This window comes from Autumnicola tepida, assembly GCF_031846485.1.
In the GTDB taxonomy this organism is placed as follows: Bacteria; Bacteroidota; Bacteroidia; order Flavobacteriales; family Flavobacteriaceae; genus Autumnicola; species Autumnicola tepida.
In genome coordinates, this window is sequence record NZ_JAVRHQ010000029.1 from 44,698 (window position 1) to 56,881 (window position 12,184).

General features: G+C 35.5%; 7 protein-coding genes and 3 pseudogenes. 4 read left to right on the forward strand and 6 right to left on the reverse strand.

Annotated features, from left to right (window positions below; genetic code table 11):
* Positions 1–74: 74 nt before the first annotated feature.
* The 6 genes from RM553_RS17255 to RM553_RS17280 form a co-directional block, all read right to left on the reverse strand.
* Positions 75–1,019, reverse strand: coding sequence for a GNAT family N-acetyltransferase (locus tag RM553_RS17255; RefSeq protein WP_311536209.1), 945 nt, complete (start codon positions 1,017–1,019; stop codon positions 75–77).
* On the reverse strand, positions 1,009–2,124 hold the full coding sequence (locus RM553_RS17260; protein ID WP_311536210.1) for a glycosyltransferase: 1,116 nt from the start codon (positions 2,122–2,124) through the stop codon (positions 1,009–1,011). The genes RM553_RS17255 and RM553_RS17260 overlap by 11 nt, the downstream gene beginning before the upstream one ends.
* Before the next feature lie 31 nt (positions 2,125–2,155).
* Positions 2,156–4,357 carry a glycosyltransferase gene (locus RM553_RS17265; protein WP_311536211.1) on the reverse strand — a complete coding sequence of 734 codons (2,202 nt, stop codon included), beginning with the start codon at positions 4,355–4,357 and terminating at the stop codon, positions 2,156–2,158.
* Between the two features lie 3 nt (positions 4,358–4,360).
* Entirely contained in the window at positions 4,361–5,485 is a 1,125-nt protein-coding gene (locus RM553_RS17270; RefSeq protein ID WP_311536212.1) for a glycosyltransferase family 4 protein, read from the reverse strand.
* Between the two features lie 65 nt (positions 5,486–5,550).
* Positions 5,551–6,435: a GNAT family N-acetyltransferase gene (locus tag RM553_RS17275; protein ID WP_311536213.1), complete on the reverse strand. Its 885-nt coding sequence runs from the start codon at positions 6,433–6,435 to the stop codon at positions 5,551–5,553.
* A 20-nt stretch (positions 6,436–6,455) separates the two neighbouring features.
* Entirely contained in the window at positions 6,456–7,214 is a 759-nt protein-coding gene (locus RM553_RS17280) for a polysaccharide deacetylase family protein (RefSeq protein ID WP_311536214.1), read from the reverse strand.
* A gap of 298 nt (positions 7,215–7,512) precedes the next feature.
* On the opposite strand from RM553_RS17280, the gene RM553_RS17285 reads away from it, so the two are divergent.
* The 4 genes and pseudogenes from RM553_RS17285 to RM553_RS17300 form a co-directional block, all read left to right on the forward strand.
* Complete coding sequence (locus RM553_RS17285) at positions 7,513–9,273, forward strand: hypothetical protein (RefSeq protein WP_311536215.1); 1,761 nt, start codon at positions 7,513–7,515, stop codon at positions 9,271–9,273.
* Positions 9,274–10,396: 1,123 nt separating this feature from the next.
* Positions 10,397–11,533: pseudogene (locus RM553_RS17290) on the forward strand (IS3 family transposase).
* 28 nt (positions 11,534–11,561) lie between these two features.
* Positions 11,562–11,825: pseudogene (locus RM553_RS17295) on the forward strand (transposase); the annotation flags it as partial.
* A 169-nt stretch (positions 11,826–11,994) separates the two neighbouring features.
* Positions 11,995–12,184 (forward strand): annotated as a pseudogene (locus RM553_RS17300) (IS256 family transposase); the annotation flags it as partial.

The window sequence follows — 12,184 nt, forward strand, 5'->3', positions numbered from 1 at the left end:
GCTATAAGCACCGAAGATTAGCTGGTTTATACCAAAAAATATTAATAGTAATACTAATACACCAATCATATTATTTAAAATAATTCCAGATCACCAAGGCTGCTATTCCAGTTTTCAATTTGAAGCAAATCTTTTTCATAGGTTCTTTTAGAAGCTTCTTTAAAAGTTAGGATAGGGCCAAATTTACCTTTTACACTAAAGCCTAAACCTAAAAGATCTGGAGAAAAACTACAAAATTGCACCCCAAATCTCAAGGACATTTTTTTAATAAGCTTTTTTATTTCTTTTACTTCTGATGCAGAATTCAAATACAGACATTCCGTAATTCTCAATTCCCTTAGTTTGCCCCTTCGCTTTATGTATGCTGCCAGATAAATATCCTCTTCAGCATAAACTTCATAAGACTGCAATTGATTTTTTTCATACCGCCAGTATAAATATTCTCTGCTCTTGGGTGTAAACAATTTTTTTTCCCAGGCTAATTTTTTGTTCCAACCTTCACAGAGATTTTCTATCTTCTCTGAAGAAGTATTTATTATCTGCTTATAAAAAAGATTTGTACCGCCTGTTTTCCAAAAAGAATTAAATGCTGGCCTTAAACCTACCCTCACTTTACCAACCTGCTCCCATCCCATCTTTAGATATCCAGGCCTGCTTTGTTCATTTGGAGTATTAAAAACAAAATTATCTCCATTCTTTTCAGCTTCTTCCAAAGCTTTTAAGGTTAGTTTTTTAAAAATGCCCTTACCTTGAAAACTGGGGTGGGTTGCCGTATCTACTGCTCTTAATGCACTATAGGATGTATCTTGTAATTGCCATTGCCACCTCATAAAAGCTCTTACTCCAACAATTTTATTAGCTTCTTCTGCAACCAATACTATAGAAGGTCCAAAGGGATTAGCAACATGTTTATACCTCCAAACATCTTCAGAAACAGGTAAATCTGTTTCTCCCAAAGAAGCTTTAAGCACTTGGATGATGCCAGAAATGTCTTTTTCTTCTGCCTTTCTAATTTCCATTATAAATTTTAAAATATCTTTGTTCAAGACTTCTAACCATTTCAAGCAAGCTGAAATTTTGCAAAACCCTTTCCCTGGCAAATTCCTGTATTTTAACCCTTTTTTCAGGATGTTGAATAAGGTTTTGGACATTTTCAGCCAGCATTTCCCAATCTCCCGGCTCACATAAAAGCCCCTCTTTATTATGTCTTACAGCTTCCACAACTCCTCCCGCTTTGGTGGAAACTACGGCACATTTCATGCTCATTGCTTCAAGTAAAGCAATAGGCAAGCCTTCAAATGCAGAACTTAGCATAAATATATCCATCGCCGAAAAATATGGTATGGTGTCTTCCTGTAATCCGGGAAAAAAGATCTTTTCAGAAAGTTTTAATTCATCAACAAGATCTTTAATTTCTTTTTCTTTAGGACCTGCTCCAACTAGTATTCCGTATATAGAAGGATAATTTTTATTGATTCTATGAAAAGCTCTAACCCAATCCAGCAAATTTTTCTGTTCTCTGAATACAGCAATATTTCCAATAACATAGCTTTCTTCCGGAATTCCAAGGTGGTGCTTTAAGGATTTACCCTTAGCAGTATCACGTTTAAAATTGGCAGTATTGACCCCGTTTAATAAAGTCTCCACCGGAATCGCCGGGTCTATATTTTCCTTAATAGATTTTGTGACATCATTAGAAACCCCAAGGGCCATACTTTGGAAGTTGAAAGTATATTTATTCACAAATTTTGTGGCCCAGTGATATCGCTCCTGAATGTTATGTTCAGTATATACAACGGGAATTTTTGTTTTTGAAAAGACCCTGCGCCCCAGAAACCCAGACCATGGTAAATGGCAATGTAATATATCGATTTTTTCTTTGTCGCAGTACTCCACTACTTCACCCACCTTTCGTATTAATTCCAGGTTATTGTTTGCAGGAATACAAGTAACTTTACCGCCCTGTTCTTTAATTATATCTACCATTTGATCCTTCCAAGGCAGAAAATAAACATAGTGGAATTCAAATTTATTTTGATCGTGTAGTGCAAGAGTCTCTGGAAGGAGTACCTCTGCCCCGCCCCTGCCCAACGATTTGATAATATGTAAAACTTTTATTCTCATAATTTATAAAACCCGTACTGCATCAGGAAAATTATAGCAGTTTAATGTAGGAGTCCAGAAACCTGTCTACTAATTTTTCATTTAAATAATCTTCAACCACCAACTTGTATGCGTGCTCTAAAATTCTTTTATTTTTAGCATTTTCTTCCAAAGCCTGCAGAATCGCTTCAGCAAAATCATCAATATTACCTTCTTTTACCAAATAACCTGTGTCTTTGGTTATTATTTCACTTACCCCACCCACATTATAAGCCACAGACAAGGTTTGATACAACATTGCCTCCAGCAGTACAGCCGGCAAGCCCTCAATCAGGCTTGGTAGTACTAAAACATCTGCTTTTTTTATATACGGATATGGATAATTTGATTCTCCATGAATTACTACAACACCATCAAGGTCATACTCCTTGATTGATTTAATGATATTTGCCTTTAAAGGGCCATCTCCTATAAGGTGTAAAACTGCATCAGGATTTTTACTATGAACCTTTTTAAATACCATAAGTAATCCGGCATGATTTTTTTCCTGTGTAAAAGAGCCTATATGCAGAATGTTCTTTTTTTGTTTATCAAAAGGAACATTATTTTCTTCTTCAAATGAAATTTCATTGGGTTCAATACCAATAGGAATAACCTTACTTTTTTGCCGGGTAAAAGGATAAAAGCTGTTAATGTCTTTTTTTGAAGCCTGTGAAACTGAAAGTATATAATCTGTTTGTTTTAGGAGAAAAGAATTAAGTTTTTTAGAAAAATTATTTTTTATATAAAAACTGGAAGCACTGGCATTCCTGAAAATCACCGGCACATCCCACCTAAAAACCAGTTTTGAAAATATAGCATATTTAAGAGTGTCTGCTGCATTGGCCTGAATGATATCTGGTTTGAATTGCCTCACAACCTGAGCCAGTTTTTTCCATCCAGCTAAATCATAATATCTGGAGGATTCCGTCCTGTTCAAACTGTAAAGTTGTTCTTTAAATGGTAAGATAGCATCTCCTTCATAGATACTATAAATCTTTACCTTATGCCCCTTATTAAGAAGGTGATTTGACAACTGACTTGCAAAGATCTCCGCTCCCCTGTATTGTTTTTTCTGAATTATCTGCAAAATACGCAAACATGGGCTTTTACCACCTATCAATTCCCGGTAAAGCGCTTCAAATTTGCCCGCATTTTTTACTGGGTTAAAATCTTTGACTACCAACTCATAAGCATTTCTACCTAATCTATGTCTTAGTTCATCATTTTCTGTAAGTTCTATTACTCTGTTCTTAAATTCTCCTTTATTAAAATCTTTGATAATAAAGCCTGTCTCATTATTATTTAAAACTTCTCTTACACCTCCAACATCTGTTGCTATAGAGGGTATATTTTGAGTTGCTGCCTCCAGGATAACACCGGGAACTCCTTCTACCTTGCTTGACAGGACAAAAAGATCTGCCCCTGCAAGAAGTTCAGGAATATCTTTCCGAAATCCCATAAAATAGATAGTATTCTCAAGTTGCCTCTTAACCACCTCTTCTTTAAGTTCTTCCAAGAGAATCCCTGTACCTACACATACAAGTTTAATAGCCGGATATTTCAGCCTCAAGTCTGAAAAAATATCAAAGAGAAAGATGTGATTTTTTTCAATGCTGAAGTTACCAATATGCATTGCAATTTTATCTGATTCCTTAAGGCCCAATTCTCTTCTCAATTGTTCCCGGGCTTTATGCTTCTCAATTTTTTTTATAGGAATACCCCTTCTTATAACTGAGGCTTGACTTGAAGGGTAGTTAAAGGTTTTGACAAAATCTGCCACTGCTTCTTCTCCTACTGAAGAAACATGTGCGACCCTTTTAAATAAATTTTTATATAATATTTTTTTTGGGCCATCAGAAACCCATTCACTAATCATACTGATATTTCGATACAGAACAGGAATATCAGGAACAAATAACGAAGCTGAAACCATATATTTTAAGGTATCTGATCCGTTACATTGAATTATATCTGGTCTTATCTCTTTAACAAGTGAAACTAATTTTTTAACCAATAACAGGGAAAATGTCTTCGTGTTCTCTATTAGATCAACGTTCTGTGCCCTCTCTAAATGAAGAATGTTTCCTTCATTTTTGTACAATCCCACAAAAACAATCTCGTGTCCCAGATTTATTAATTCTTCGCTTAAATTGGCAGCAAAAACCTCTGCTCCCCTATACTGCCTTTTGGTGACCAATTGAAGGATTTTCATTGTCTAATGCTTTAAAAGGCTTTTATACATGTCCAACATTTCCTTATTTATTTTCTCCATTCTAAAGGACTCCTGAAATCTTTGATAAGAATACCTGCCCAATTCTTCCCTAAGCTCCTTATCCTCATACAGTTTCAGAATATTTTCAGCAAGTACCTCGAAATCCCCGGGTGCTGAAAATAAAGCTCTCTTCTCGTCTCCCACAACTTCTTTTAACACCGGTATATTTGAACAGGCGCAAGGTAATCCTGCTGAAAAAGCTTCTATCAAAGCTCCTCCCAGACCTTCATAATAGCTAGGAAAAACAAAAGCATGAGCAGCAGCAAGGCGTTTTTCTACATCGTCAACAAATCCTGGTAAACTCACCTGGTTTTCCAGGTAATTTTTCTTTACAAAATCTTCAAGTATTTCAGTATAATGTCCTGGTCTTCCCAGCAACATAAAGTTAATATCTGAAACTCCCTTATTATCTCTTAAATGTTTCAGCGCTTTTAAAATATCTATCTGGCCTTTTGCAAACTCCTGCCTTCCAGAATTAACAATTAGAAATTCATCAGATTTTTTTACACTTCCCGAATAAGAATTCTCATATCTCCCTCTATGAATGATCTTATAATTATCTTTTATATGAAATAGCGGCTTATAATGCTCCAGTACTTCCTTTGTAATAGAATGGTAAAAAATATTTTTAGAAAACCTGGCAGACCAAACATCCAGCTGTTTTGCCATTTGAAATTTATACCATGGGAGCTTGGCATCTTTCTTCCGCTCCAATGAATACGGTGTATTTACAAGGCTTTGAATTATTTTTATTTTCCTGTTTTTTATCCTGGCACCCCTTGCTATAAGATTTGATTGTGTAAGTACAGAGTGAACAATATCCGGGTTCTCTTTGTCTATAAGTTTGTTAAAAAACTTTATTTTTGAAGTATAGCTATTCTTTCCTGCGTAAAAAGTAACAGGTATACCTATTGAAGCTACTTCTTCTTCCAGGCCAATTTTACGCCTCTCCAGACAAACAAATCTTACAGTTATGCCATCATGCTGAAAAAGAAATTTGGCAAATTCGACCATGGAACGTTCGGCGCCACCAGCTCCAAGAGAATTAATTAGTACAAATACCTTCATGATTACATTCAAAAATTACGAAAATAGTTTTATTTAGAAGAAAAAACCCTAACGGTATCTTAAATTCAAAGACGTCCCTCAAGATCGCCGCTGGAAAATAGGATGTGAGATGCAATTGCTTGTTGATCTTCTTTATAAACTACTACAGATTCCGGACGCTTGAAAGAAATTAACGGGCGAAAACCTAACATCCTATCATTATCTAAATAATGTATGAGACAGGTATTGTTTTTAGCTGCCAACCCTCTTATTACTTCCTGAAGAGATTCCTGCCGGCCTATGTAATCTATTAATAAGAGAATTTTTACTCCTTTTACCTTTTTTATTTTATAAATAATGTAGCCGCTACTTTGCCTATACTTAAAATAGGCTTTTTTATAGACCGCTGCCGCATACCTCCACTTTAAATATTCATCAGTGTAATTCGTGGTCCATTTAGGAGAAGGAGAAAGTACCTTAATATCCAACTCTTCAGTTCTTACATTTTCTAAGGAAAATTTTTTAGAGACTAATAATGGAAAAACAACTGCTAACTTGTAAGAAAGCCTGCCTTTAAATTTTTGCCAGCCCATTTTTAGATAACCTGGAAAACTATTATTATTTGGGGTATTAAAAACTAAATCAAATCTATCACTGCATTTATCCAGGCCATCCAGGGTAAGTTTCTTAAAAATGCCTTTACCTCTGTACTCCGGATGGGTTATGGTATCTACCGGCCGTACAGCTTTAACCACTTCCTTATCCCTTACAAATTCCCAGAACATAAACATACGTACACCAACAATTTTACCCTCATCGCATGCAAGTAACCCGTAGGACTTTCCAAATGGATTTTTTATATGCTTCCAGATAAAATGATCTCTGTTATTAGTATCACTAAGACTTGTAAGCAAAAGATCAACAATTTCCGGAATATCCCTAGCATAGTCTATTTCCCTAAATTCTAACATTAATTATAATTTTGTGGTGGCTATCTTAAAGACATTATTTTTGAATGTAATCCTGAAACTTTTACTTTAAACTCATTAAGCTCGGTATCTGCATCTACACGTATTCGGGAAATCCGTAAAGGATTAATTATTTTCTTATTAACCTTATGATCAAATAGGAAAGCCAATTTTATACCATTTTTTTTTAAGGAACTTTCACTCTCATCATCCCAATTTCCATTAGGGTAAGCAAAAAAAGGATAACCTTCTAAATCCCATTTTTCAAAAAGTTGTTTTGCGCATAATAATTCCTCCTTTACTTCTTTTGCTGTACAATTGTTAATAATAGGATGTGTGTGGGTATGATTTCCTATAAACATTTTCCTGGACTCCATGTAATTCAATTCAGCACTGGTAAGTTGCCGGCCATTTATTTTTTCAAGCGTACTCAGGTATTTTATTCTTTCCTGATTAGGAATGTTTTTTAGATAATTTACTTTTTTTCTTGCTTCCCTGTAGCTCCTACCCTGCTTCTCATAAACTTTTTCTACCCATCTGCACCAAAAATTTTTTGAAGAATCAATAAGATCTGTTATTACAAATGAAACCGAGGCTAGGTTATATTTTTCCAGAACCGGCAATCCTTTTTCTAATACTGAAGGATCTCCATCATCAAAAGTAATTAATAAGGAATGAGATGGTAAAGCTTGCCCGCTATTGAAGTGGCGTTCTAAATCCAAAATACTTATGATAGTGTAATTATTTTTAAGATAGCGTACCTGCTCCTCAAATTGCTCCATACTTGGCACAGTATGATATGCAAGAACTCGTAAATTTTTATTAGCTGAAAAGAAAAAAGATCCTGTTTTATTTAGTAAAAAATACAATAACGATCTTTGTTTCATAAAAAATGGAATTTTAATAAAATTAAACAGCTTGGATTTCGGAAAATCTTCTCTATTTCCAGGAATTTTCAAAAATAGCCATTGAGTGAATGGGAAAGTTATAATATTTGTTAAACTTATCCCTGGCAAAATTAAGAAGCCCATCTATCCTATAAATTTTATCCTACATTTGAAATATCGAAACAAGTAAACAATGTCCAAGATAATTTATGCATATTTTAGAGATAAGGAAAAGGCACAAGCATCTAAAATAAAGATTAAGCAAATTTGTGATAGCATCAATCCAGATAATATTGAGCCTAATCCCTCGTCCACTTATTCAATATCCCATACAACCTATGGTATATCTAATCCAGTCAGTACTATAAGAATAAATGAAAAAAATATTCTGCTTGGTTCGCTTTTAAACAACTATGAAAACTGGGAAAATACAGATGTAGATTATCCTGACGGGAATTACGCCATTTTTAGACAAAATGAAGATGTTTTAGAAATAGTTTCAGACCGTCTTGGGACAAGAAGCGTCTGGTATTATAAAGATGAAGAAAAATTTATAGTCGCAACTTCGCAAAGAGCAATTATAAAATTTCTGGGTAATTTCCAATTTGAAGAAAAAGTAATACCATGGATGATTTCTACGGGAAATCTGAGTTTTTATTCCTGGGATAAAAGAATATCGTTACTGCCTCCTTCTGGTTCCATACTTTTAGATAAAAAAATCTGGAACTATAAAATTAAGGTAAGGAAAAGTATTAAAGAAGAACAGAAGGAATTCCCTGAAATTGAATATAAAAAACTCTTATTTGATAATTTGGATGCTACTTTTTCGCAATACACTCCAGATTTCAGTAAATGGGCTCTATCTTTATCTGGTGGGCATGACTGCCGTGGAATCCTGGCATTTTTAAGTAGAAGCAAAAAATCCATTAGCAATTTACAAACAGTTACCTGGGGAGACAAAAACGCAGAAAACCTCAAGGGAAGTGACGCTAATATTGCCAGAAAGGTGGCAAAATGTTATAAAACAAAACATCATTTTTATAAGCTGGATTTTTCAGATAAAAATGCCCGTACTATTTTAGAAAGGTTCCTCAAAAATGGTGAAGGCAGGATAGACCACATTGGAGGGTATCTGGACGGTTTCAAGATTTGGAAAAACCTTTTTGAAAGTGAAATAGAAGGACTAATACGCGGCAATGTACTCTTTAGTAATATTTCCGCTTCTTCAGAATATCAGGTTCGAAGTTTTATGGGAATTTCTCTTCTTTCTGAAATTCCTAATCTTAGTAAATTCCAGTTTTTAGCTCAACTTGAACAAGAAGTACCGGAGCGCTTTTCTCATCGGAAAAATGAAAAGTTATCGGTTTACAGGGACCGCCTCCTGGCAAAATACCGTATACCAATAGTTCAAGCTGCACTGGCTGACCTAAAACATTCTTATGTAGAAGAATTTAATCCTCTTCTAACAAACCGTCTCATAGATTTTACTCAAATGATGCCAGATCATCTGAGGAATAACAAGGTGGCTTTTAAAGAAATTGTAGCTTCACTTGATCCTTATAGTGAATATGCCTCTAAAGGAAATAATAACACAAAAAGAAATTTTCTAAGAAGTAAACAATTTCTGTTATCAGTAGAAGAAGAGCTAAACAGCACTCATGCCCGGGAAATTTTCCCGCAAAATTTCTTAAATGCTGTTCTTTCAGAACTCCACCATTCAAATCAACAAAACAAACCTCTCTGGATTTCCTTAAAATCCCGTATTGCCAGTTTAATACCTCTAAAACTCAAAAAGAAAATCTCTGGAAAAATCGATACTAGAAAAAAACTTGATATTTTCACCCTGGTTTTTAGATTAACATTAATATCAATGATGACCCGCATATTAAAAAATGAAGCCGGAGACCATATCCTTATACTTCCTATATTGATATCTTCAGTTATATTTGCTTAAGCAAATGAACTTTCTTTAACATACAATAAATGATAATGCTCTTATTGCATCATATAAATCTTTAAGACTTAATGTCTAAAATTCTTTACGTTTGCCATATAAGAGCAATAATAGAGTACTTTTCTTTTAATGAAATATTCCCTGGATAATTTCTACCGGATCTCTGGGACGACCATCCTAAAGTTGGGATACTCGTTGGAAAAAGATGCCACAAATGGTAAATGTACTCTTTACTTAACAGCTGGCAATTAGACATACAAAGTCTTCCTGTTTTTTCAGGGAGAAGAAACTCTCTAAAAAGAGCATACTGAAAGATTATTAATAGCCTTAAAAGAAACTATAGAAAGAATAAGGCTAATTCTAATAAATGGTGTATCACCCGGCGGGTATGATGGTAGAGCGACTCTTCTACTCCTACGCAGGTTTAACAAGAAAAAAATAAAAAAATAAAGAGATCATTTACCGTTAAAAATCATTATCTAAACCATTTACAGATGCATCCACAGTCCAGGAAATTTCTAAAAAATTAGGAACAGATTACCGCTTTTTCATTACAGAACCATCAGATGGTTCCGCAAATGACACCATCTCGAGATTTTTACATACTGGAGAAGGTGAATAGATCACATTGCAGGATAATTGGATAATTTTAACCTGTGGAAGGACCTTTATGAACATGGATTTGAAGGAGTGATAAGAGGGATGAGGTATTTCGATATAATAAACTTTTATCTCCTCTTGCCATACGTTTTTATGAGATTGGTACCCTGTTCAGACTTCTCTAATCTATATCAATATGAATATATAAGAACACTAAAACAGCAATTTCCAAAAGAATTTAATACTACTAAAGGTGAAAGCCTTGCGCGTTGGAAGGATCGGCTATTTCATCAATATAGGATTCCTTGCATACAATCTGCCCTTTCTGATCTTAAATACGGCTATTAGAACAAATAAATTCATTCCTGGGCAGAAAAATAGTAGCATGTATGAGAGAAATGCCGGATAAATTGAGGACTAATAAGAGATTATTTAAGGAGGTCATGCAAAGATTTGACATCAATGTAAGCTTCCCTTAAAACCGAACTGTTTAAAAGTAGAATAATTCTTAAATTTAAACAGTATGAAAAAAAGTAAATTTTCCCCACAGCGGATCGCTAAGATCCTCAAAGAATTTGACAACAGAAAAACAGCCGCTGAGATCAGCCGTGACTATGGCATAAGTACTGCTGCCTTTTATAAATGGCGGGAGCGCTATGGCGGAATGAATGGAAAAGAGTTGAAGTGCCTAAAACAACTTGAAGAGGAGAACAGTAGGCTTAAACAAATGTATGCGAGTCTATCCTTAGACTATGACATGGCCAAAGAGATTATTGAAAAAAGCTCTGAAGCCCTGCCGCAAGCGAGCGATCACAAAAGAACTTGTTCATTACGGTATCAGCAGGGCGTGCCGTGTTTTGGGAATGAGTAAGAGTGCTTACTATTATAACCCCCTACCAAAAAATGATAGGCCAATCGAAGAAGCGCTTCAGGAAAAGGCTGAAAATCATAGCGAGGAAGGTTTCTGGAAGGCTTATAACCGATTGCGTGAGGAAGGAAAGCCATGGAACCATAAACGTGTCCATAGGGTATATGTAGCGCTAGGGCTGCCTCTGAGAAGAAAGGTCAAGAAACGATTGCCCGCCCGGGCACAAGAGCCTTTAGAGGTTCCCGACGAGCCCAACGATACCTGGAGCATAGATTTTGTGACCGATGTCCTTGAGAACAAGAGGCGCTTCAGGTCATTCAACGTTATTGATGATTTTAACAGGGAAGCTCTGCATATTGAAGTAGATTTTTCCCTTCCCAGCAACCGTGTGGTCGGGGTGCTGAACCACCTGATAAACCGTAGGCAGAAGCCCAGAAGGATTAGAATGGACAATGGTCCCGAGTTTATTGCACATCTTACGGTAGAATGGAGCAAAATGCACGAAATAGACTTCAGTACATTCAGTACATGCTACCGGGAAAACCAACACAAAATGCATTTATAGAGCGCTTCAATGGATCGTATAGAAGAGGTGTTCTTAATAAATATCTTTTTGAAGATATTGACCAGGTAAGAGAACAAACACAAATCTGGATGGATGATTATAATCACCACAGACCCCATGATTCATTAGGGAAAATGTCTCCAGTAGCATATGCAAAACTTAATTCTTCTGGGGCTAGCCCCAGAAGAATTAAAAACAATAGCTTTATCGATATTTTAGAAAAATAAACAGTTCAAATCAGGGGAAGCTTACAACACCACCAATGCCGTAGAGGGCTTCCATCGTCAAATTCGGAAAGTTACCAAGACCAAAGGTGCTTTCACTAATGATATGTCACTACTCAAGCTGGTCTACCTGGCTACAAGAAACATTGAGAAGAAATGGACCGCTCCTTTGCATAATTGGAGCCTTACGATTCAGCAATTTTATATTAAATTTGGAGACCGGATACCGCTGGCCATAAGTGCCAATTCCTCTGGGGCTAGCCCCAGAGGAATGGAAACATCAGACAGAGTTTAATTTACAGACCCGGTTTAAAAGTTTTATTCCTTTAAACTTAAAAAAATTTCTTTTAAGAAAGAGAAGGGAATATTTCAAAAACTGTGTGAGTAGAAAATATCGGGGTTTGCAAACCCCTATATTTTTTTAATCTTGCCTGTAATTTCAGGCCTCTAATATTTACACAGTAATGAAAAAAGAAGATTTATTTGACGATGATTTTTTAAAGCAGTTCAAATCAGGTGAAGAACTCAGTAGTTTTCTAAAACAGCTGCAAAAGCGTGGGCTGGAAAAGATGCTGGAAGGTGAACTCGATGGGCACCTGGATTACGGGAAAAACCAGCGTTCCAAAGATACCAATACCCGCAATGGTTATTCCC